Origin of the sequence: Cellulomonas sp. 73-92, assembly GCF_001898175.1 — a bacterium.
Taxonomy (GTDB): Bacteria; Actinomycetota; Actinomycetes; order Actinomycetales; family Cellulomonadaceae; genus Cellulomonas.
Window position 1 is genome coordinate 1 of record NZ_MKTH01000024.1, and the last position, 22,315, is coordinate 22,315.

Below are 22,315 nucleotides of genomic sequence, written 5' to 3' on the forward strand. Positions count from 1 at the left end.
CCTATCGTCCCAGGTCAGAAGGGCATTCGCGTCTCACGACCCGCCCATGACCGCGACCTCATCAGCGGATCCGGGCTCAGCGAGATTGGCAACGTGATCACTGGCAACACACCACCGACACGCCTCGGCGACGCCTTCGATGGCGACCTGCCGTTCATCACCCCAGGCGACGTGCATCACGGCACGCAGATCCGAGATTGGCAGCGCACCCTTAGCGGTGTTGGCCAAAAGTCCGCCCGAGTGCTTCCCTCCGGAGCTGTCCTGACGGTGTGCATCGGGGCGAGCATCGGCAAGACCGGTTGGATTGACCGCCCGTCCGCAACGAACCAGCAGATCAACGCTGTTGTTGCCAACTCGACGAGCGCGAGGCCCGACTATCTCGCCGCCCTGTTTGCATCACCGGCGTTCCAGCGACAGATCACGGAGAACGCGTCGAGCACAACTCTGCCGATACTCAACAAATCGAAGTTCGAACGACTCGCGGTTCCGGTCGCCCCGCGCTGGACGCAGGACGGGCTAATGTCGCGCCTCGACACGATCCGCAACATGAGTGCCGACCTCGGTGACGCTTCGTCGGCCGCCGAGCGCCGCTCGTCTTCCCTTCGCCACGCGCTGCTGGCTGCTGCGTTCTCAGGCCGGTTGACCGGCCGTTCTTCCGACCTCGACATTGCAGAGGAGTTGATGCCCGCATGACCGCCATGTGGGGAATCCACAACGACACCCTCACGACGCAACTCGTCAACGAGGGCTTTGTCAGCATCGGGTGGGACGAACTCGGCGACCTCAGGCAGCTGCCGAGGACCTGGGAAGCGTTCAAGTCCACGTTGGCGAAGGTCTACCCGGACAGGAAGCCCCAGGCCATCGCCGGCTGGGCGGGCGTCCTCACGCGGTTCCGCGACGAGATGCAGGTCGGCGACGTCGTCATCGCACCCTACAAACCGGATAGCACCGTCAATATCGGGCTCGTCGCCAGCGAGTACTACTACGACGCTGACGCGACGATCCACCGTCACCGGCGGCGGATCGAGTGGAAGCGGGTCGGCATTCCCCGAAACACCTTCTCGCAGGCGGCGCGCTACGAGATCGGTGCGTTCCTCACGGTGTTCGCCGTGCGTCAGCACGGGGATGAGTTCCTTGCGGCCCTTCAAGCCGAGCCGTACGCGACGACGGAGCAGGTCACGCGGGCGGTCGAGGCCGTCGTCGAGACCAAGGTCGACGACTCGCCGGACGAACCGCGTGCCAGCCGCATCGCGCAGCACACGCGCGACTTTGTCCTCGATTCGCTGCTCGGCGGCATGTCGCATCGTGATTTCGAGATCTTCACGGCGGACTTGCTGCGCGCCCTCGGCTACCAGGCGCGTGTGACCGCGTACTCGCAGGACGGCGGGGTCGACGTCATCGCTCACCACGATCCGCTTGGACTCGAACCGCCACTCATCAAGGTCCAGTGCAAGCACCAGATGGGCACCGTCGGAGCGCCGGCGGTGCAGCAACTCGTGGGGACGCAGGGCGTCGGCGAGCTGTCGCTCTTCGTGACGCTCGGCTCCTACAGCCCCGACGCCCGGGCCATCGAGCGCCAGCGCAGCGGGTTGCGGCTGCTCGGCGGCGAGGACGTCGTGGACCTGGTCCTGAGTCACTACTCGGCCCTGCCCGAGTGGGTTCGCGCGGTGATTCCCCTGACGTCCGTGCTCGTCGTCGACGACACCGCAGACGCGTGAGGGTGATCGCGACATCGCCCACTCCATGTCGGGCGAGTGCGGCACAATCGCCGAGGTGCTAGGCGTTACTCAGTGCGGAGAGGGGGTGGGCGTCATGAGCGGACAGTTTGAGTTGCGGCTTCGTGGCATGGACGTGCCGCCCGGCGAGATCGGCCTTCGCGACCTCGCCAACATCAGCACCCAGCTGCAGGATCTGGCGACGCGTCTCGGGCGCTGGGTCGCCGGGATCGAACGTGTCGGTCGCAGCACGGGCGACGTCGAAGATGCGGTTGCCCTCCGGCTGACGACGATCCGCGCGGGTAGCACCGGCCTCGTCATCGAACGCGGGCGGGCATCCCAGCCGCTGTTCGACGTCCCGCTTGAGGAGGAGTTCGACGCTCTCCTGTGGGAGACGTGGGAGGCAATCGCGGCCGACGCCCCCCGCCAAGACACGCCACCGCTGGTGCGCCAGAGTGCCGTCGGGCTACTCGAAGCCCTCGGCCATGCGGCGCCTGAGGCCGAGCTGAGACGTACCGCGGATGGCGCGCGCATCTCCTTTCGCCCCGGCGAGCGCGACAAGCGGGTCTGGATCGCCCCCGACACGACCGTCGACGAGAGCGACCTCACCCTCAGCGGCGTCGTGAAGATGGTTGACCTGGATTCTCACAAGTTCCGACTCGTCGATGACGTTGGAAACCGAATCCCGCTCGAGGGCGTAGACAACTCAGATGTCGCGCGGGAGCTGCTGGACCGCCGGGCCGATGCCGTCGGTCAGCCACGTCGAGATTCGCGTGGCCGCATTTCGGCACTCGTTGTCTCGTCCATCAGTCCGGCGGACGTCCCAGTGCCGTGGACGCAACACGTACGAGACGACTCCTGGCGTGAGGCGCCGATCAGCGGTCCTGACCCTGACGGCGGCGTCGAGTTCACGGACGACGAATGGGCCGCCTTCATTTCCGCAATGAACGGCGCGTAGCGCATGGCGGCTGGAAGCTGGGTGATTCTCGACACGGACGTCTGGAGTGCACTCTACGCACACAAGCGTCCGGATCCTCGCGCGATCGAATGGCGTGACTTGCTGAGGGGCCGGCCAGTCGTGATCGCCACACAGAGCCGTGCCGAGGTGTTGTCAGGGCTGCGACAAACCCAATTGGGCCCGGAGAGGGAGACGTCAATCCGCGGACAACTCGATCGGACGCCCACTGTGCCAGTCGACGAGGCGGTCGTCGTCGCATACGCCGCTCTCACGGCGGACTGCAGAGCCGCAGGCCACGCACTGTGGGGCAAGGTCCACACCGGGGACCGCTGGATCGCGGCAACTGCCATCGCCATCGGTGCCCCGCTGCTCGCCGGGGACGCCATCTACGACGGCGCGCCCAAGCTCCGGCTCGTCAATTGAGGTTGCGCGCCTCGAATGACGTTGAGAGTTTCACGACAACGCAAGACCCGAGCGCCACGACCATTCCGGACGGGTCTCGGGTCCACTTCCCGAAGCTCAGCGCAACGGGCACACCCATCGTAGAGACGCACGCCTTGCGTACGCCAGAGTTTCGCAAGCCTCACCCGGGACTGTGCGCCGTCGGCTCGGTCGAGGTTGCGGGAGGATGGCGCGGTGGTCCGGGACGTCGGGAGGAACGCAACGTGGCTGACGCTCGTCGCCTGGTGGACAAGCTGTGGTCGTACTGCAACGTGCTGCGCGACGACGGGGTCGGGACGCTGGAGTACACCGAGCAGCTGACCTACCTGCTGTTTCTTAAGATGGCCGACGAGCGGGCTCGTCGGCAGCTCAAGCCCGAGAAGATCGTCCCGGACGACCTGTCCTGGCAGCGGCTGCTCGACGCCGACGGCACCCAGCTCGAGGTCGAGTACACGAAGATCCTCGTCGGCCTGGCCAACCAGCCCGGCACGCTGGGGACGATCTTCCGCAAGGCGCAGAACCGCATCCAGGACCCGGCCAAGCTCAAGCGGCTCATCCACGACCTCATCGACGCCGAGCAGTGGTCGGCCGCCGACGTCGACATCAAGGGCGACGCCTACGAGTCGCTGCTGTCCAAGGGCGCGGAGGACGTGAAGTCCGGGGCCGGTCAGTACTTCACGCCGCGGCCGCTGATCCGGGCGATGGTCGACTGCGTGCGCCCCACGGTCGCCGACACGGTCACCGACCCGGCCGCCGGCACCGGCGGGTTCCTGCTGGCGGCGCACGAGTACGCCTCGTCGGACGCCGAGCACCTGGACCCCACCCAGCGCGCGCACCTGCGCGACGGGTTCGTGCACGGCGTCGAGCTGGTGGACGGCACCGCGCGCCTGGCCGCGATGAACCTGCTGCTGCACGGCATCGGGCAGGCCAACGGACCGTCGCTGATCGAGGTCAAGGACTCCCTCATCGCCGACCCGGGCCGGCGCTGGTCGGTGGTGCTGTCCAACCCGCCGTTCGGGCGCAAGTCGTCCCTGACGATGGTCGGCGCCGACGGGCGTGAGGCGCGCGAGGACCTGGAGATCGAGCGGCAGGACTTCGTCGTCACCACCAGCAACAAGCAGCTGAACTTCCTGCAGCACATCATGACGATCCTCGACATCAACGGCCGCGCCGCCGTGGTGCTGCCCGACAACGTGCTGTTCGAGGGCGGCGCCGGCGAGACCTTGCGCCGCCGCCTGCTGCGCGACTTCGACCTGCACACCATGCTGCGGCTGCCGACCGGCATCTTCTACGCCCAGGGCGTCAAGGCGAATGTGCTGTTCTTCGACAAGAAGCCCGCCGCCGAGCACCCCTGGACCTCGCGGCTGTGGGTGTACGACCTGCGGACCAACCAGCACTTCACGCTCAAGCAGAACCCGTTGACCAGGGCGGCGCTGGACGACTTCGTCGCCTGCTCCGCACCCGGACGCCCGCGCTCCGAGCGGGCGGAGACCGAACGGTTCCACGCCTTCACGTACGACGAGCTCGTCGCCCGCGACAAGGCGAACCTCGACATCACCTGGCTGCGCGACGAGTCCCTGGAGGACCTCGACAACCTGCCGGCGCCTGAGGTCATCGCCCGCGAGATCGTCGAGGACCTCTCCGCCGCCCTCGCCGAGTTCGAGGCCGTCGCCGCCGCCCTCGAGGGCACTCGCGGCGACGACTGAGATGGGACCAGGCGATCAAGACGAAGCGGTGCACTGCCGATCGTCCGACCAAACCCACAGCCACAGGGGGCACGCATGACCGACGCCGAAGTCGTCACGCTGGAAGCGGAACTCTCCGACGGTGACGCCGCGCGCGACATTGCGAAGGCGGTCAGCGCTCGCCACTCGATCGCACGCAAGTACGTCATGAGGCTCCGGCGTCGGCACCCGGACGCGACACCGGCCGAGGTGATCCAGATGCTAGAGAGGCACTACGCAACCTCGATCACCACCGCAGGGGCGGTCATCACGGCCGGCGCGATCGCAGCGGACATCGGCATCGCCATGATCCCTGGCGTCGGGGCAGCGGCCGCAGGCGCCAAGAGTGCGGGTCAGCAGGCTGCCAAGAAGGCCGGGAAGCAGGCGGCGAAGGTCGCGGTCAAGAAGGCCGCCAAGGAGGCCGCCAAGGGAGCGGCGCTGGGCGCCGCAAGGACGGGCGCCACAAGAGTCGCAGCGCTCTTGCCGGCCGGTGACGAGCAGCTGCAGTTCGAGATCACTGCGGTCTTCGCCCTGGCGATCGCCGATATCCACGGGATGGAACTCGATCGAGACCAGGCTCAGGCACTGGTGTACGGCCTGTCGAACGAACGAGTCAGCCAGCAGCAGATCACGGCGATGGCCGCAGACTTGGCCAGCTCCTCGCCCGACGGGGTCGTCGATGTCGGCCACAGGATCGCCGCCGGCCGCACCGACTGGTCCCACTGGGCCAACACCCTCGCAGACGCGCTCCCCGCCAGCGGCGCGCAACAACTGGTCCGGGGCATCCAGACCGGTCAGCTCGACACGGTGCGCACGGCCCTGAGCGGAAAGCAGCAGGCTGCGATCGAGTACGGGGTCGGGGCGGTAGCAGGTGGCGTTGCGCGGTTCGTCTTCGGTCGCGAGGTCGTCGACGCGGCCAGGATCGCGTTCGGTGACGCACCCGACGCGTTCCCCGCACACCTGGCCCTGCAAGCCAACGGCGTGACTGAGGTCGATGAACACGCAGGCGCCGAACCGAATCGAGCTCTCGCCGTCCTCGAGCACGCCGCTGAGGCAACTGAGCATTGGGTCGGCGACGCGGCCAGCACGGTTGCGGCCGGGTTCAACAGCAGTGCCGACGCGATGACGCGTCCCTTCAGGAGCGTGGATATCGACGGGGATGGGATTCCCGACGAGCCGAGGGCGCTGACCGCGGTCAAGGAATTCGGTGGTGCGGTCGCGGGAGCCGCCGACGCGGTGGGCGGGAGCCTCTCAGGGATGCTCAAGCGATTGAAGCCGCACCAAGATGATCGTGAGCCTGGGGTTCAGCCCTAGTCGTCTCGCTGGGGCGCAGACTCCCAGGTGTTGGCAATCCCACTGGTTGCGCGCGCCTCCTTCGGTCACGAGGCTCCCAGCGGGGCGACCTACCATCCCCGCATGGTTCGGCGGGTGAGGCGATCGCGGGTCGTCATCGCCATCTCTGCGGCCGGTCTCGCGCTGGCCGGCTGCGCGCCCAGCTTCGCGTCCGACGCCGCGGGAACGTCGATCGCCACGTCGGGCACCACCGCGAGCGCGAGCGCGGCTCCCACCAGCAGCGTGATCCCGAGCCCGACACCCACGGCGTCACCGAGCGCCGCCCACACCGGCCCGTGGTCGGTCGTGGCCCTCGGCGACTCCGTCCCGGCGGGCGCCGCCTGCGGGTGCACACCGTTCCCGCAGCTCAGCGCCGCGCTGCTCGCCGCCCCCGGGAGCGGCGAGGTGCCGACGGCCGACGACGCGGTCAACGGCGCGACGAGCGCCGACGTCCTCGACTCCGCCACCACGGACCGCGAGGTCCAGGCGGACGTGGCTGCCGCCGACATCGTCGAGATCGAGATCGGCGCCAACGACGTCGCCTACAGCGCGGCGTGCGGGACGACGGTCAGCTGCTACGAGCCGACCGTGCCGATCGTGGAGCAAAACGTGCGGGCCATCGTGGCCGAGGTCCGCACGCTCACCGCGGCCCGAGGCGCGCTCGTCGTGCTGCTCGACTACTGGAGCGTGTGGCTGGGCGGGACGTACGCCGCGGCGCAGGGGCAGGCGTACGTGGATGCCGCCGCGGCCGTGACCGGCCAGGTGAACGCGGCGATCCGCCAGGTCGCCGCCGACACGGGCGCGATCTACATCGACGTCCGGGCCGCCTTCAAGGGTCCCGGCTACACGAACGACGAGACCCGCTTCCTGGCGCCCGACGGCGACCACCCAAACGCCCGCGGTCACGCGACGATCGCGCAGGCGGTCGTCTCCGCCGTCCGCGCCACGCTGCAGGGTCGCTGACCCCGGCGGGAACGCCCGGGCCGGCGCTCAGAGCCGGAGGCCCGCCTCCAGCTGACCCATCGCCTCGTCGAGGAGCGCGACCAGGTCCGCGGTCGGGTCGTCGAAGAGCACGAGCTCGACGGCCACCGCCACCCCCACCACGGCTCCCACCAGGGTGCGCACGGCCGGATCGTTCGGCGGGCGTCCGGTCCGCTGCGCGACTGCCTCGCCGAGGACCTGCATCGTCGAGGAGAGCTGGTCCAGCATCGCGGCCCGCAGCTCGGGCACGGTCACGACGAGCTCGTTGCGTTCCTTCATCGCGGCGGTCTCGTCGTCCGAGAGAGCGCCGAACGTGTCGCGGAAGCTCGCGCGCAGCGCCTGGATCGCGGTGAGCCCGGGGGGCTGTGCGAGGAACGAGCTGACGAGGATGGGGTCGAAGTCGTCGACGAGGACGACCTCCGCCTTGGTGGGGAAGTACCGGAAGAAGGTGCTCTCGGAGACCTCGGCGGCATCGATGATCTGCTGCACCGTGGTGGCCTCGTAGCCCTGCTCCCGGAAGAGGCGCAGGCCGTGCTCCTGGATCAGCTGCCGCGTGCGCGCCTTCTTGCGCTCGCGCAGCCCGGTGGTCTGCGGATCACTCGCTTCTGACAACGTCGCCTTCCTCGTCGCGCACGGCGGCAACCGGCGCCGCGGCACCCGTGCGCGGCAGGAACACCAGGGTAAGGACCATACCCGCGACGGCGATCGCCGCCGAGACCACGAGCGCCGCGTCCATGCCGTGCACGAAGGCCGCGCGGACGGACGCGAGGAGCGCGCGGGAGCCGGTCTGCTGCGCGACGGCGACGCCGCCGAAGACGCTCCGGCGGACCGCGGCCGCGGCCGGTGCCGGCAGCGCCCCCAGGTGCAGGCGGCCGAGGTAGCCGGCGGTCAGGACGCTGCCGAGGATCGCGGTGCCGAACGGTCCCCCGACCTTGTTGACCGCCTGCACCACCGCCGAGCCGACCCCGCTGCGCTCCTCGGACAGCTCGACGAGGGCCGCCGAGGACGCGGTGGCCATGGCCAGGCCCATGCCGGCGCCGACCACCGCCATCCAGACGGCCACCTCCAGGTTCGTGGCGCCGACCGTCGTCCGGGACCCCAGGGCCAGCCCGATCGCCAGCACGGCGAACCCCGCCGCCGCGGCGAGCTTCGCCCCGACCCGCCGTGCCAGCCGATCGGCCGGCAGGGCGCCGAGCATCAGGCCGGCGATGAGCGGCAGCAGCCGCAGGCCGGAGCCCATGGCGTCCGTGCCGTGCACCGCCTGGAAGTACTGCGGCATGGTGAACAGGACGCCGATCATCGCGAGGACCGCCACCGCGGCGAGGATCGCGCCCCAGGTGAACGAGGCCGACCGGAACAGCGTCAGGTCGAGCACCGGCTGCCCGCCCGGGCGCAGCGTCAGCCGCCGCTCCCAGGCGAGGAACAGGGCCAGCACCGCGACGCCGACCACGATCCACCCGAGGGCCGCGAGCGAGCCCCACCCGTCCTGACCGGCCCTGATCAGGCCGTACGTGACGGCCACCAGCCCGGCGGCCGAGGTGAGCACGCCGACCGGGTCGACGTCGGGACGTGTGGCGGCGCGGGACTCGGGCACCAGCAGCGCGGTCGCGACGAGCCCGACCACGACCACCGGCACGTTCATGAGGAACACCGCGCCCCACCAGTACCGGGTCAGCATCCAGCCGCCCAGGATCGGCCCCAGCGGCATGGAGACGAAGTTGGCCGCGGCCCAGATGCCCACCGCCCGCGGCCGCTCCTCGGCGCTGAACAGGACGGTCAGCGAGGAGATCGCCATGACGACGATCCCCGCCCCGCCCAGGCCGAGCAGCACGCGGGCGGCCATGAACTCGGCGGGCGACGTCGAGTAGGCGGAGACGGCCGATCCGATCCCGAACAGGACGAGCCCCATCTGCAGCACCTTCTTGCGCCCGTACCGGTCACCGAGCAGCCCCGCGGGCAGCATCGCCGCGGCGAGCACCAGGAAGTAGCCCGAGGAGAACCACTGCAGGTCCTGCTCCGAGGCCCGCAGCGCCGCGGCCAGCGTCGGCAACGCCACGTTGAGCACCGTGCTGTCCAGCCCGACGGCCACCACGGCGAGGCTCACCCCGACCAGCGCCCACCACTTGCGCACCCCGTTCATGACGGTCTCCTTCGTTCGGTGGTTACCTTCATCTGAAGGTAACCACCATTTCGCCGAGACGCAACGGGGACGCGCGTGGGGCTCGGGCTCGAGCGATCGCGAGGCACGGTCGCGGCGGGTCGCCCGCCGCAGTTGCGGGCAGCCCGTATGGCGAGTCCAATCGAAGGACACCGAGGGTTCCGGGCACGACCGATGACAGGGAGGCGCTCCGTGAGCACCAACGACGAGCCGATGACCCCGCAGGACGAGGAGCTACGGCGTCGCACCGCCGCCGAGCAGGCTGCCGAGCAGCGTCAGGACTGGTCCGGCTCGGTGCCGGAGGACAGCCCCGGCCCGTACTCGGGCACGGGGCCGCTGGGCACGCCGGACGAGGAGCTGCTGGAGGAGGTGCCCTTCGACAGCCCCGGGCCCGAGTCGGGCACCCTCGGCGGCGTCCCCCTCCCGGAGGACCGCGGCGTCCCGATGGACAGCCCGGGGCCCCACTCCGGGACCGACGCCGAGGGCAACCCGCTCCCGGAGAGCCGGGAGGTCCCGGAGGACAGCCCGGGCAGGGACTCCGGACGCTGAGCCTCGGCCCACCGCCACCGGTCAGCTCGTCGCTGCCGAGCCGCTGACCGGTGGGACGGACCGCCGACCGGACGCGACGGGCACGATCCGGTCGGCCAGGGCCCGTGCGTCCGCGGGGTCGTGGGTGACCAGCACCACCGGCCGGCGGGTTCGCGCCACATGGTCACGCAGCAGGGCGTGAACGAGGGGCTTCGTGTCCTCGTCGAGCGCGGCGAACGGCTCGTCGAGCAGCAGCACGTCCGGCTCCACGGCGAGCGTGCGGGCCAGAGCGACCCGCTGGGCCTGGCCGCCGGACAGCTTGGCCGCCGGGTGGTCGGCGTGCGCGGCCACGCCGAAGCGCGCCAGCCACTCCAGCGACACCCGCCGGGCCTCGTCGTGCGCCACCCGTCGGGCGCGCAGCCCGAAGGCGACGTTCTCGGCCGCCGAGAGGTGCGGGAACAGCAGGTGCTGCTGGAAGACGAGCCCGCACCGCCGCTCCTCGGCGGGGACGTGCACGCCGGCGGCCACGTCGTCCAAGGTCCTCCCCCCGAGCGTCACGTGACCGTCGTCGAGGTCGACGAGCCCGGCGACGGCGTGCAGGAACGTCGTCTTGCCCGCGCCGTTGGGGCCGACGAGCGCGACCACCTCCCCCGGCTCGACGGCCAGCGGCAGGTCGAGCGTGAAGGCCGGGCGGCGCACGACGACGTGCGCGTCGAGCCTCATTCGCCCGCCCCGACCAGGGCGGACAGCCAGCGGGAGCGCAGCCCGACGAGCACCGCGAGCGCCACCGCCATGAGCACCAGCGACAGGGCGAGCGCGACGTCCGGGTCGCGCTCCATCGCCAGGTAGATCGCCAGCGGCATGGTCTGCGTGGTGCCCGGGAAGTTGCCGGCGAACGTGATGGTCGCGCCGAACTCCCCCAGGGCGCGGGCGAAGCACAGCACCGCCCCGGCGGCCACCGAGGGCCCGACGAGCGGCAGCGTCACCCGCCGGAACGTGTACCAACCCGAGGCGCCGAGCACCGCGGCCGCCTGCTCGTAGCGCTGGTCGGCGCCGCGCAGCGAGCCGTCGACCGAGAGCACGACGAACGGCAGGGCGACGAACGCCTCGGCGATGACGACGGCACCCGTGGTGAACGGGATCGTCAGGCCGAACCACGCGTCGAGGTGCGCGCCGAGCAGGCCGCGCCGGCCGAGCAGGCTCAGCAGCGCGACGCCGCCGACGACCGGCGGCATGACCAGGGGCATGGTGATGACGGCGCGAACGAGCCCCTGCCCCCGGAAGGTCGTGCGGGCCAGCAGCCACGCCAGCGGTACGCCGAGCAGCAGGCAGACGACCGTCGCCGCAGTGGCGGTGCGCAGGGACAACCACAGCGCCTGGCGGACGGTCGGCGAGGTGACGAGCGCGCCGAGGCTGCCCCACGGCGCCCGGACCAGGAGCGCGACGAACGGCGCGACGAGGAACGCCAGACCCAGCAGGGCGGGGACCAGCAGGACGAGCGGTGCGCCGCCACGCCGACGAGCACCGCCGCGCCGCCGGGTCGAGCCGCCCGTGCCGGCGCGGCGGCCGAGGGCGCCTCGCCGATCGGGCCGTTCGACTCCGTCGTGACCTGCCGGCACGGTTCCGGAGGCGACGCGCTCCCCAGCGCCCTGAGCGTGCTCGTCCGTCGCGCGTGCGCCGAGGCCGGGCCGGGTCATCGCACCTCCGCGGCTCAGCCTGCCGGATCGAACCCGGCGGCGGCCAGCACGTGCCGGCCGGCGGGCGAGAGCACCTCGTCGACGAACGCCTGGGCGGCGGCCGGGTTCGTCGTGCCCTTGACCAGGGCGATCGGGTAGTCGTTGACGACGGCGTCCGCCTGCGGGACGGCAATCGCCTGCACCGCGGGGCCCGCGGCGATCGCGTCGGTCTTGTAGACCAGCGCCGCGTCGACCTCGCCCGCGGTGACCAGCGCCAGCGTGGCCTTGACGTCCTGGCCCAGCGTGTCCAGGGCCGGCGTGATGCCTGCCTTCGCAAACACCTGCTTCGCGGCCGCGCCGCACGGTGCCGACGGGTCGCACAGCGCGATCTTCAGCGCGGGCCTGGCGAAGTCGGCCAGGCCCGTCACGCCCGCCGGGTTGCCCTTCGGCACGACGATGACCAGCGAGTTGTGCGTGAACACCGTCGGGGTGCCGACGACGGAGGCGGCGTCGGCCATGGTCGTGGTGCTCGCGGAGGCGTAGACGTCCGCGGGGGCGCCGGCCAGCAGCTGCTGGGTGAGCGTGCCCGACGAGCCGAAGCTGAACGTCACCGTCAGGCCCGGGTGCGCCGCCATCATCTGGTCGCCGAGCTGCGTGAACGTCCCCTGCAGCGACGCCGCGGCGAACACCGTCAGCCTGCCGGTCAGCGCGGGGGTGGTGGTCACGGGATCGAGCGTGCCCGACGAGGCCGTGGGCCGCGCGGCGGGGGTCGACGCGCACGCGGCCAGGGCCAGCACGACCGCGACGGCGACCGCGGCGGAGCGGAGCACCCCGGCCATCGGGTCGCGCGGGCGGCCGGCGTCGGCGCGGGTGCGCCGGAGCTCCTCTCGCGCGAACGCCCGCCGCGCAGTGCGAGCCCCGCGGCGGGCACCCGACGGTTCGTCGTGCGTCACCGCCGCCGGACCGGGAAGCCGGCGACCAGCGGGGTGTCGACGCCGATGGCACCGAGCTTGTGCGCGCCGCCGGGCGAGCCGAGCGGCTCGTCACGGCCGGGCAGCGGTTCGGTGAAGAAGCGCGTGTTGTCCTCCTGGTAGACCTTGAAGTCCTCCGGTAGGTCGTCCTCGTAGTAGATGGCGAGCACCGGGCAGACCGCCTCGCAGGCCCCGCAGTCGACGCACTCGTACGGGTGGATGTACAACGATCGCCCACCCTCGTAGATGCAGTCCACCGGACACTCGTCGACGCACGCGCGATCCATGACGTCGATGCACGGCTCCGCGATCACGTACACAACCGGCCTCCTCACGCCCCACGGCCACGTGATTTTCACGGTTCAGGCCGTAGTAATTCGCGCTCGCAGCGTACAGCGCGGCGGCCGCCCCGCGGCACACCGGGCGCGCCCCGGGGGCGACGGCCGCGCCGATGGGACACCATGTGCGCCGTGAGCCCCCGGCGCCGAGCCTCCGCGATGTCCCCCGCCGCAGTGCGCGACAGGGTGCGCACGCTCTACCCGGGCTATTTCGCCCTGGTCATGGCCACCGGGATCGTGTCGATCGCGCTCGCCGGGTTCGCCGCGCCCGTGCTGTCGACCGTCCTGCTGTGGATCGCCGCCGGCGCGTACGCGATCCTGCTCGCCCTGCTCGTCTGGCGCGCGATCGCCTACCGCCCCGACCTCGCGCGGGACCTGCGGCACCCGGGCCGGGGCTTCGGGATGTTCACCCTCGTCGCCGCGACCAACGTGCTGGGCACGCGCCTGGCGATGGACGGGCACGTGCGGACCGCGACGGTGCTGCTGGCCGCGGGTGCCCTGCTGTGGCTCGTGCTGGGCTACGCCATCCCATGGGCCGTGCTCGCCTCGGTGCACCGGCCCGTGGTGGCGGCCGCCGAGGGCACGTGGTTCATCTGGGTCGTCGCCACCCAGTCGGTCGCCGTCCTGGCAGCGTCGCTCGAGCCCGACCTGCTCGGCGGGCGGCGCGAGCTCGCGCTGCTCGCAGTCAGCTGCTGGGCCATCGGGACGTTCCTGTACGTCGTCGTCGGCGGCCTGGTCACGGCGCGGCTGGTGCTCTACGACGTCGCGGCGGAGCACCTGACGCCGCCCTACTGGGTGTCGATGGGTGCCGCCGCCATCACGGTCGTCTCCGGCGTCCGCATCACCCGGATGGCCGCCGCGCCGGCGTTGCTCCCGACCGGCGGGCTCATCGCCGGCATCTCCGTGCTGTTCTGGGCCTTCGCGAGCTGGCTGATCCCCGTGCTGCTCGGCATCGGCTGGCGCCGGCACGTGACACACCGCATCCCGCTGCGGTACGAGCCCGCACTGTGGAGCGTCGTCTTCCCGCTCGGGATGTACGCGGTCGCCTCGCGCACGCTGGGCTCGACGCTCCACCTGCCGATCGTGTCCACCGTCGGTAGCGTCGAGGTCTGGGTGGCGGCGGCAGCGTGGGCTGCGGTGGCCGTGGCGGGCCTGGCGCGCTTGGCGCGCCGACCGCAAGATGGCGCATTTTCACGGCCTGATCCGTAGTAAATTGCGGACGCTGCGTACGCCGTCAAGGAGGATCACGTGTCCCAGCTCGCTACCACCGGCCGGGTGCTCACCGACTGGAATCCGGAGGACCCGGAGCGGTGGGACAAGCGGCTCGCCTGGCGTACGCTGGCGGTCAGCACCTTCTCGATGATCATCGCGTTCTGCGTCTGGTACCTGGTCAGCGCGGTGGCCCCGAAGCTCGACCAGGTCGGGTTCACCCTCACCAAGGACCAGCTGTACTGGCTCGTCGCCGTGCCCGGCGTCTCCGGCGGCCTCATCCGGCTCGGCTACATGTTCCTGCCGCCGGTCGTCGGCACCCGCAGGCTCGTCGGCATCACGTCGCTGCTGTTCGCGCTGCCTATGCTCGGCTGGTTCGCGGCGGTGCGGAACCCGGCCACCCCCTACTGGTGGCTCATGGTGCTCGCGGCCCTCACCGGCATCGGCGGCGGCTGCTTCTCCGGCTACATGCCGTCCACGGGCTACTTCTTCCCCAAACGCCTCGCAGGCACCGCGCTCGGCCTGCAGGCGGGCATCGGGAACTTCGGCGTCTCGCTCATCCAGTTCCTCGGACCATGGGTGATGGGCTTCGGCCTGCTCGGGCTGGGTGCCGTGGCAGCGCAGACGACGAGCAGCGGCCACGTCATCTACGTCTACAACGCGGCGATCGTGCTGGTCCCGTGGACCATCGCCGCCGCGATCCTCGCGTTCTGGCTGCTCAAGGACGTGCCGATCAAGGCGAACTTCCGCCAGCAGATCGACATCTTCTCCAACCGCAACACGTGGATCCTCACGCTCGTCTACATCATGACGTTCGGCGCCTTCTCCGGGTTCGCCGCCCAGCTCGCGCTCATCGTCAACAACACGTTCGGCAAGGACTCGGTCTTCGCGACCTCCGGGGCGTACAAGGTCTCCGACCTGCCGCTCGGGGCCGCGTACGCGTTCCTCGCACCGCTCATCGGCTCGCTGGTCCGGGCGCTGGCCGGACCGCTGTGCGACCGGTTCGGCGGGGCCGTCTTCACGTTCATCGGCGGGGTCGGCATGGTCGCCTCCGCCGCGGTGGCGTCGGCGTTCCTCACGCCCTCGTCGCCGCGCGCGTTCTGGCCGTTCCTCACCGCGATGCTCGTGCTGTTCTTCTTCTCGGGCCTGGGCAACGCGGGGACGTTCAAGCAGATGCCGATGATCCTGCCGCCACGCCAGGCCGGCGGCGTCATCGGCTGGACCGCCGGCATCGCGGCCTTCGGGCCGTTCTTCGTGGGCGCCGCGCTCACCGCGGTGTCCGCGCACGCGTTCTTCATCGGCGCCACCGTCTACTTCGCCTTCTGCACCGTCCTCGTGTGGGTGTTCTACGCCCGCCCGAACGCGCCGCACCGCGGCTGACACCCTCGGAAGGACCGCCATGACCACCGAGCACACGGCCGACCCGGCCGCCCCGATCTTCCGGTTCGGTTCGTTCCTGCGCCGCGGCGAGGCGTCGCCGGACACCCGGCAGATCTTCCTCACCGGCGGCCGCGACGCCGACACCTTCTACCGGGACCGGTGGAGCCACGACAAGATCGTGCGCTCCACCCACGGCGTCAACTGCACCGGCTCCTGCTCGTGGAACGTGTACGTCAAGGACGGCGTCATCACGTGGGAGACCCAGGCGGTGGACTACCCCTCGACGGGGCCGGACATGCCCGAGTACGAGCCGCGCGGCTGCCCCCGCGGCGCGGCGTTCTCCTGGTACACGTACTCCCCCACGCGGATCCGCTACCCCTACGTGCGGGGCGTTCTGCTCGACGCCTACCGGGCGGCCAAGGCCCGGCTGGGTGACCCGGTGCTGGCGTGGCGGGACGTCGTCGAGAACCCCGTCACCTCGAGCGCCTACAAGCGGGCGCGCGGCAAGGGCGGCCTGGTCCGCTCGTCGTGGGCGGAGGCCACCGAGATCGCCGCCGCCGCGCACGTCTACACGATCAAGCGGTACGGGCCGGACCGGCTGGCCGGCCTGTCCGTGATCCCCGCGATGTCGATGATCAGCTACGGCGCGGGCTCGCGGTTCTACGAGCTGCTCGGCGGCACCATGCTGTCGTTCTACGACTGGTACGCCGACCTGCCCGTGGCCTCGCCGCAGGTGTTCGGGGACCAGACCGACGTGCCGGAGTCCGGCGACTGGTTCAACGCGGGCTACCTCATGATGTGGGGCTCCAACATCCCGGTGACCCGCACGCCCGACGCGCACTTCATGACCGAGGCGCGCTACCACGGCCAGAAGGTCGTCGGGATCTCGCCCGACTACGCCGACAGCACCAAGTTCGCCGACGAGTGGCTGCGGATCTCCCCCGGGACCGATGGCGCCCTCGCCATGGCGATGGGGCACGTCATCCTCTCGGAGTTCCACGTCCGAGAGCGCACGCCGTACTTCCTGCAGTACATGACGCGGTTCACCGACAGCCCGTTCCTGATCCGGCTCAAGGCGCGCGACAACGCGTTCGTCCCGGGCAAGTTCCTCGTCGCCGCCGACGTGGCCACCGGCGGCGTCGTCGAGCCCTCGTCGTCCGCGGTGCGCGACGAAACCCTCGCGAGCACCCCGCACGCCGCCTTCCGCCCGCTGGTGTGGGACCGGGTCGGCGGCATCGCCGACCCCGGCGGCACCCTGGCCGACCACTACGGGCCCGAGGGCGAGGGGCGCTGGAACCTCGACCTGTCCGGGGTCGACCCGGTGCTGTCGATATCCGAGCTGCCCGGCGCCGAGCCGGTCGAGCTGCTGCTGCCTCGGTTCGACCTGCCGGGGGCGGCCGGCCAGGGCTCGGTCGGCGCCGGCGTCGTGCGCCGCGGCGTGCCGGCCGTGCGCGTCGGCGACGAGTACCTGACGACCGTCTACGACGTCCTGCTCGCCCAGTACGCCGTCGGGCGCGAGGGGCTGCCGGGCGAGTGGCCGAAGGGGTACGACGACGCGACCGTCCCCGCCACCCCGGCGTGGCAGGAGGAGCTGACCGGCGTGCCGGCCGCCGCGGCCGAGCGCATCGGGCGGGAGTTCGCCCGCAACGCGGAGCAGACCGGCGGGCGGTCGATGATCGTCATGGGCGCCGGGACCAACCACTTCTTCCACTCCGACGAGATCTACCGAACCTTCCTCGCGCTGACGACGATGTGCGGCACGCAGGGCGTCAACGGCGGCGGCTGGGCGCACTACGTCGGCCAGGAGAAGGTGCGGCCGCTCACCGGCTGGGCGCAGCACGCCTTCGCCCTCGACTGGCACCGCCCGCCGCGGCAGATGATCTCGGCCGGCTTCTTCTACCTGCTCACCGACCAGTGGCGGTACGACGGGACGCCGGTGGCGCGGCTCGCCTCGCCGCTGTCCGAGGGCTCGCTCGACGGCCTGACGACCGCGGACACGCTCGTCGAGTCGATGAAGCGCGGCTGGATGCCCTCCTTCCCGACGTTCTCCCGCTCGTCGCTGCTGCTCGGCCAGGAGGCCCGGGAGGCCGGCGTCGACCCCCAGGACTGGGTGGTCTCGCAGCTGAAGTCCGGCGACCTGCGGTTCGCGTGCGAGGACCCCGACGACCCGGAGAACTTCCCGCGCATCCTCACCTCGTGGCGGACCAACCTGCTGGGCTCGCACGCCAAGGGCGCCGAGTTCTTCTACCGGCACGTGCTCGGCACCGACTCCGCCGCACAGGCCGAGGAGGTGCCCGAGGAGCGCCGCCCGAAGCACATGACGTGGCGAGAGACGGCGGCCGCCGGGAAGATCGACCTGCTGCTCACCTTGGACTTCCGCAACACGTCCACCACGCTCTACTCCGACATCGTCCTGCCGGCCGCGACCTGGTACGAGAAGAGCGACCTGTCGTCGACGGACATGCACCCGTTCGTCCACGCCTTCGACGCGGCGATCGACCCGCCGTGGGAGGCGCGCACCGACTTCCAGACGTTCCAGACCCTCGCGGCGCTCGTCTCCCAGCTGGCCGCGCGGCACCTGGGCGTGCAGACCGACGTCGTGGCGGCACCGATCGCCCACGACAGCCCCGACGAGTTCGCCAACCCCGGCGGGGTCGTGCCCGACATCGCCACCGTCGGGCTCGTCCCCGGCGTGACGATGCCGAAGCTCATCGTCACCGAGCGCGACTACACCGCGATCCTCGACAAGTTCAACACCATCGGCCCACTGGCCGACGGCGCCGGGATGATGACCAAGGGCGTGCGTTTCTCCCCGCACCGGGAGATCGCTGCGCTCGGCCGGCTCAACGGCACGGCGGAGGGTGGTCCCGGCGACGGGCGCCCGCTCGTCGACACCGACGCGAAGGCCGCGGACATGGTGCTGGCGCTCTCGGGCACGACGAACGGGCGGCTGGCCGCGGAGGGCTTCGCCGACCTGGCGCGGCGCACCGGCACCGAGCTCGCGTCGCTGGCCGAGGGTTCGGAGGACCGCCGCATCACGTTCGCGGACCTGCAGGCCCACGGCCCGCAGCCTGTCGTCACGTCGCCGGAGTGGTCCGGGTCGGAGCACGGCGGGCGGCGGTACTCCGCGTTCGTCGTCAACATCGAGCACTCGCGGCCGTTCCACACGCTCACCGGGCGCCAGCACTACTACCTCGACCACGACTGGATGCGGGACATGGGCGAGTCGCTGCCGGTGTTCCGCCCGCCGCTGGACCTGCACCACCTGTACGGCGAGGCGGCCGTCGGCTCGACCGGCAGCGCGCCGGGCGGCGAGGCGCAGGTTGCCGTGCGCTACCTCACCCCGCACAACAAGTGGTCGATCCACTCCCAGTACTTCGACAACCTCCACATGCTCACGCTCGGGCGCGGCGGGCAGACGATCTGGATGAGCCCGGCGGACGCCGACAAGGTCGGGGTCCGCGACAACGACTGGATCGAGGCAACCAACCGGAACGGGGTCGTCGTCGCCCGCGCGGTCGTCTCGCACCGGATGCCCGAGGGCACGGTGTTCATGTACCACGCACAGGAACGGACCATGGGCACGCCGCTGTCGGAGACCTCCGGCAAGCGCGGCGGCGTCCACAACTCGCTCACCCGGGTGCTCATCAAGCCGTCGCACCTCATCGGGGGCTACGCCCAGCAGACGTACGCCTTCAACTACATCGGGCCCACGGGCAACCAGCGCGACGAGGTCACCCTCATCCGCCGCCGCTCCCAGGAGGTGCAGTTCTGATGAAGGTCATGGCCCAGATCGCCATGGTGATGAACCTCGACAAGTGCATCGGCTGCCACACCTGCTCGGTGACCTGCAAGCAGGCGTGGACGAACCGGACCGGCGCCGAGTACATGTGGTTCAACAACGTCGAGACCCGGCCTGGCGTGGGCTACCCCCACACGTGGGAGGACCAGGACACCTGGCACGGCGGCTGGGCGCGGACGAAGAAGGGCCGGCTCAAGCCGCGCTCCGGCGGCCGGCTCGCGCGGCTCGCGAAGATCTTCGCCAACCCGGACCTGCCGGAGCTCGTCGACTACTACGAGCCGTGGAGCTACGAGTACGACAAGCTGCTGTCGGCGCCCAAGGACTCGGCAGCCTTCCCCGTCGCGCGGCCCGTCAGCCAAATCACCGGCAAGCCGATGGACAAGATCACGTGGGGCCCGAACTGGGACGACGACCTGGGCGGCTCGACGGAGACCATGAGCCAGGACCCGGTGCTGGCGCAGATGAACCTCGACGTCCGCACCGAGATCGAGCAGACGTTCATGTTCTACCTGCCGCGCATCTGCGAGCACTGCCTCAACCCGACCTGCGTCGCCGCCTGCCCGTCCGGCGCGATGTACAAGCGGGCGGAGGACGGCATCGTCCTCGTCGACCAGGACCGGTGCCGTGGCTGGCGCATGTGCGTCTCGTCGTGCCCCTACAAGAAGGTGTACTTCAACCACACCACGGGCAAGGCCGAGAAGTGCACGCTGTGCTACCCGCGCCTGGAGGCCGGGCAGCCGACGATCTGCTCGGAGACCTGCGTAGGCCGGCTGCGCTACCTCGGCGTGCTGCTCTACGACGCCGACCGCGTCGGCGAGGCCGCGGCCGTCGAGGACCCGCAGGACCTCTATCCCGCCCAGCGCTCGGTGCTGCTCGACCCGTACGACCCGCAGGTCGTCGCCGCCGCCCGCCGCGACGGCGTACCGGAGTCCTGGATCCAGGCCGCCCAGGACTCGCCGATCTGGGCCCTCATCGACACCTACGAGGTGGCCCTCCCCCTGCACCCGGAGTACCGGACGCTGCCGATGGTCTGGTACATCCCGCCGCTGTCGCCGGTGGTCGACCAGGTGACGGCCTCGGGCAACGACGGCGAGGACCACAAGATCCTGCTCACGGCCCTGTCGACGATGCGCATCCCGCTGGAGTACCTCGCCGGGCTGTTCACCGCCGGCGACACCCGCCCGGTGGAGAGGTCGCTGCGGCGGCTGGCCGCGATGCGCTCCTACATGCGCGACGTCAACCTCGGCGGCGCCGGCGACGAGGACATCGCCGGGGCGGTCGGGATGTCCGGCGCGCAGGTCGAGGACATGTACCGGCTGCTGGCGATCGCGAAGTACGACGACCGCTACGTCATCCCCACCACGCACCCGGAGACCCCGCGCGGCATCGCCGCGCTCGGCCAGGACGTGTCCGATCTCATCGGCGCGGGCGACGGGTCCCCGGAGGCGTGCTCGGTCTCGACGTTCCACGGCCAGAGCACGCTGCGGATGACGTCGCGGGGGCGGGCCGCTGCCGCCGCGTCGGCCGCGTCGCAGCCGTCGACGCCGGGGCGCGTGAACCTGCTCGACTGGGGTGGCGACGAGCACGCCTCCGGGCTGTTCCCACCCGCACCGTCCGAGGGCAGCGACCGATGACCGCCCGGATGGTCGACTCACCCCGGCTGCCGCGCCTCGAGCGCACCGCCTGCACGCCGGACCAGCTGCGCACCGCGCACATGATCGTGTCGGTGCTGCTGGACTACCCCGGCGAGGCGTACGACGAGGCCCTGGCGGCCGCGTCGGAGTCGGCCGCTGGACTGCCGGCCGCGGTGCGCGACGACGTGCAGGAGTTCGTCGCCTGGGCCCGGTCCACCGGGGCACGGGCCGTCGCCGAGCACTACGTCGACACGTTCGACCAGCGGCGCCGGTGCGCGCTCTACCTCAGCTACTACGCCGTCGGCGACACGCGGCAGCGCGGCGTGGCGATCCTCGGCTTCAAGGCCGTGGTGCGGGCGCTCGGCTTCGAGCTGGGGCGCGACGAGCTGGCGGACTACCTGCCGCTGGTCCTCGAGCTGTCCGGCCGCACCGGCGACCGGGTGGTGCTCGAGCTGCTCGCCTCGCACCGCGACGGCATCGAGGTGATGCGCTCCGCGCTGCGCGGCTTCCGCTCCCCCTACGCCCACCTGCTCGACGCGCTGTGCCGCACGCTGCCGCCGATCGACGAGCGGACTTCCGAGCGCTACCAGCGCCTCGTCACCCAGGGACCGCCCGCCGAGATGGTGGGCGTGGGCACGTCGCTGCCGTTCCCCCTCCCGGACAGGAGTGCTCAGCCGTGAGCGCCCTCGACACCCTGCTGTGGGTGGCCTTCCCCTACGCCAGCCTCACGCTGCTCGTCGCCGGGCTGGTCTGGCGCTGGCGCAGCGACCAGTTCGGCTGGACGACGCGCTCGTCCCAGCTGCACGAGAAGGCGATCCTACGGCTGGCCTCGCCGCTGTTCCACGTGGGCTTCCTCATGGTGATCGCCGGGCACTTCCTCGGCCTCATCATCCCCAAGACGTGGACCGACGCGGTCGGCTTCCGCGAGCAGGCGTACCACGTCCTGGCCACCTCGGCCGGCTCGCTGGCCGCCCTGCTGACGGTCGTCGGGCTCGTCGGGCTGCTGTGGCGGCGCTTCATCACGCAGTCCGTACGGCTGGCCACGACCCGCCGCGACAAGGTGATGTACGTGCTGCTCACGCTGCCGATCCTGCTGGGCACGTGGGCCACGCTGTCCACCCAGCTGTTCGGCCAGCCCGGCGGCTACGACTACCGCGAGACGATCAGCCCCTGGCTGCGCTCGATCCTCACGTTCACGCCCCAGGCCGAGGCGATGCCCACCGTGCCGCTCGCGTTCCGGCTGCACATCATCGCGGGGTTCCTGCTGTTCGCGATCTGGCCCTTCACGCGCCTGGTGCACGCCGTCACCATCCCGGTGCAGTACCCCACGCGGCCGTACATCGTGTACCGCGCCCGGCAGGCGTCCGTCTCCGCCGCGCCGACCCGCCGCGGGTGGGCACCGGTGGACACCACCACGGCGCACGAGGGCGCCGGGTCCCGTGGCGCGTGACGTCCGGCGCGGACCCCG

The 22,315-nt window shown here is 71.2% G+C and carries 20 protein-coding genes; 14 read left to right on the forward strand and 6 right to left on the reverse strand.

Features of this window, described 5'->3' with window-relative positions; translation table 11 throughout:
* The 7 genes from BGO37_RS15250 to BGO37_RS15280 all read left to right on the forward strand — a co-directional run.
* Positions 1-693 (forward strand): restriction endonuclease subunit S (locus tag BGO37_RS15250; protein WP_291756257.1); only part of this gene is annotated, 693 nt, incomplete at its 5' end.
* Complete coding sequence (locus BGO37_RS15255; RefSeq protein WP_291756259.1) at positions 690-1,718, forward strand: restriction endonuclease; 1,029 nt, start codon at positions 690-692, stop codon at positions 1,716-1,718. The genes BGO37_RS15250 and BGO37_RS15255, both read left to right, overlap by 4 nt.
* 94 nt (positions 1,719-1,812) lie before the next feature.
* Complete coding sequence (locus BGO37_RS15260) at positions 1,813-2,673, forward strand: hypothetical protein (protein ID WP_291756260.1); 861 nt, start codon at positions 1,813-1,815, stop codon at positions 2,671-2,673.
* A 3-nt stretch (positions 2,674-2,676) separates the two neighbouring features.
* Positions 2,677-3,096 carry a PIN domain-containing protein gene (locus BGO37_RS15265; protein WP_291756261.1) on the forward strand — a complete coding sequence of 140 codons (420 nt, stop codon included), beginning with the start codon at positions 2,677-2,679 and terminating at the stop codon, positions 3,094-3,096.
* Between the two features lie 242 nt (positions 3,097-3,338).
* Positions 3,339-4,820 (forward strand): class I SAM-dependent DNA methyltransferase, encoded by a 1,482-nt coding sequence (locus BGO37_RS15270; protein ID WP_291756262.1) that lies wholly within the window; start codon positions 3,339-3,341, stop codon positions 4,818-4,820.
* Positions 4,821-4,895: 75 nt separating this feature from the next.
* On the forward strand, positions 4,896-6,152 hold the full coding sequence (locus BGO37_RS15275; protein WP_291756264.1) for a hypothetical protein: 1,257 nt from the start codon (positions 4,896-4,898) through the stop codon (positions 6,150-6,152).
* A gap of 114 nt (positions 6,153-6,266) precedes the next feature.
* A complete protein-coding gene (locus BGO37_RS15280) occupies positions 6,267-7,133 on the forward strand; it encodes an SGNH/GDSL hydrolase family protein (RefSeq protein ID WP_291756265.1) in 867 nt (288 codons plus the stop codon).
* A 27-nt stretch (positions 7,134-7,160) separates the two neighbouring features.
* Here the strand turns inward: BGO37_RS15280 and BGO37_RS15285 are convergent, their stop codons facing one another.
* Positions 7,161-7,763: a TetR family transcriptional regulator gene (locus BGO37_RS15285; RefSeq protein ID WP_291756266.1), complete on the reverse strand. Its 603-nt coding sequence runs from the start codon at positions 7,761-7,763 to the stop codon at positions 7,161-7,163.
* Positions 7,747-9,291 carry an MFS transporter gene (locus BGO37_RS15290; protein ID WP_291756267.1) on the reverse strand — a complete coding sequence of 515 codons (1,545 nt, stop codon included), beginning with the start codon at positions 9,289-9,291 and terminating at the stop codon, positions 7,747-7,749. Before BGO37_RS15290 ends, BGO37_RS15285 begins: the two co-directional genes overlap by 17 nt.
* 210 nt (positions 9,292-9,501) lie before the next feature.
* Here BGO37_RS15290 and BGO37_RS15295 point away from each other — a divergent pair, with 210 nt between their 5' ends.
* Complete coding sequence (locus BGO37_RS15295; protein ID WP_291756269.1) at positions 9,502-9,858, forward strand: hypothetical protein; 357 nt, start codon at positions 9,502-9,504, stop codon at positions 9,856-9,858.
* A 21-nt stretch (positions 9,859-9,879) separates the two neighbouring features.
* Here the strand turns inward: BGO37_RS15295 and BGO37_RS15300 are convergent, their stop codons facing one another.
* The 4 genes from BGO37_RS15300 to fdxA are packed head-to-tail and all read right to left on the reverse strand — an operon-like array spanning position 9,880 to position 12,804.
* The gene (locus tag BGO37_RS15300; RefSeq protein WP_291756270.1) at positions 9,880-10,560 is read right to left on the reverse strand and encodes an ABC transporter ATP-binding protein; all 681 of its coding nucleotides are present in this window, start codon (positions 10,558-10,560) and stop codon (positions 9,880-9,882) included.
* Entirely contained in the window at positions 10,557-11,534 is a 978-nt protein-coding gene (locus tag BGO37_RS15305) for an ABC transporter permease (RefSeq protein WP_291756271.1), read from the reverse strand. The genes BGO37_RS15300 and BGO37_RS15305 overlap by 4 nt, the downstream gene beginning before the upstream one ends.
* A gap of 14 nt (positions 11,535-11,548) precedes the next feature.
* Complete coding sequence (gene modA / locus BGO37_RS15310; RefSeq protein ID WP_291756273.1) at positions 11,549-12,466, reverse strand: molybdate ABC transporter substrate-binding protein; 918 nt, start codon at positions 12,464-12,466, stop codon at positions 11,549-11,551.
* Positions 12,463-12,804 carry a ferredoxin gene (gene fdxA, locus BGO37_RS15315; protein WP_367188119.1) on the reverse strand — a complete coding sequence of 114 codons (342 nt, stop codon included), beginning with the start codon at positions 12,802-12,804 and terminating at the stop codon, positions 12,463-12,465. Before fdxA ends, modA begins: the two co-directional genes overlap by 4 nt.
* A 177-nt stretch (positions 12,805-12,981) precedes the next feature.
* Here fdxA and BGO37_RS15320 point away from each other — a divergent pair, with 177 nt between their 5' ends.
* From BGO37_RS15320 to narI, 6 genes are read left to right on the forward strand one after another with little or no spacing between them, the layout of a single operon-like run.
* Entirely contained in the window at positions 12,982-14,031 is a 1,050-nt protein-coding gene (locus BGO37_RS15320) for a tellurite resistance/C4-dicarboxylate transporter family protein (RefSeq protein ID WP_291756275.1), read from the forward strand.
* Positions 14,032-14,070: 39 nt separating this feature from the next.
* Positions 14,071-15,411, forward strand: a complete 1,341-nt coding sequence (locus BGO37_RS15325; protein ID WP_291756277.1) for an MFS transporter — start codon at positions 14,071-14,073, stop codon at positions 15,409-15,411.
* A 19-nt stretch (positions 15,412-15,430) separates the two neighbouring features.
* The gene (locus BGO37_RS15330) at positions 15,431-19,186 is read left to right on the forward strand and encodes a nitrate reductase subunit alpha (protein ID WP_291756279.1); all 3,756 of its coding nucleotides are present in this window, start codon (positions 15,431-15,433) and stop codon (positions 19,184-19,186) included.
* Positions 19,186-20,847 (forward strand): nitrate reductase subunit beta, encoded by a 1,662-nt coding sequence (narH, locus tag BGO37_RS15335; RefSeq protein WP_291756280.1) that lies wholly within the window; start codon positions 19,186-19,188, stop codon positions 20,845-20,847. Before BGO37_RS15330 ends, narH begins: the two co-directional genes overlap by 1 nt.
* Complete coding sequence (narJ, locus tag BGO37_RS15340) at positions 20,844-21,527, forward strand: nitrate reductase molybdenum cofactor assembly chaperone (RefSeq protein ID WP_291756281.1); 684 nt, start codon at positions 20,844-20,846, stop codon at positions 21,525-21,527. The genes narH and narJ overlap by 4 nt, the downstream gene beginning before the upstream one ends.
* A complete protein-coding gene (gene narI / locus BGO37_RS15345; RefSeq protein WP_291756282.1) occupies positions 21,524-22,297 on the forward strand; it encodes a respiratory nitrate reductase subunit gamma in 774 nt (257 codons plus the stop codon). The genes narJ and narI overlap by 4 nt, the downstream gene beginning before the upstream one ends.
* The last annotated feature ends 18 nt before the right edge of the window (positions 22,298-22,315 follow it).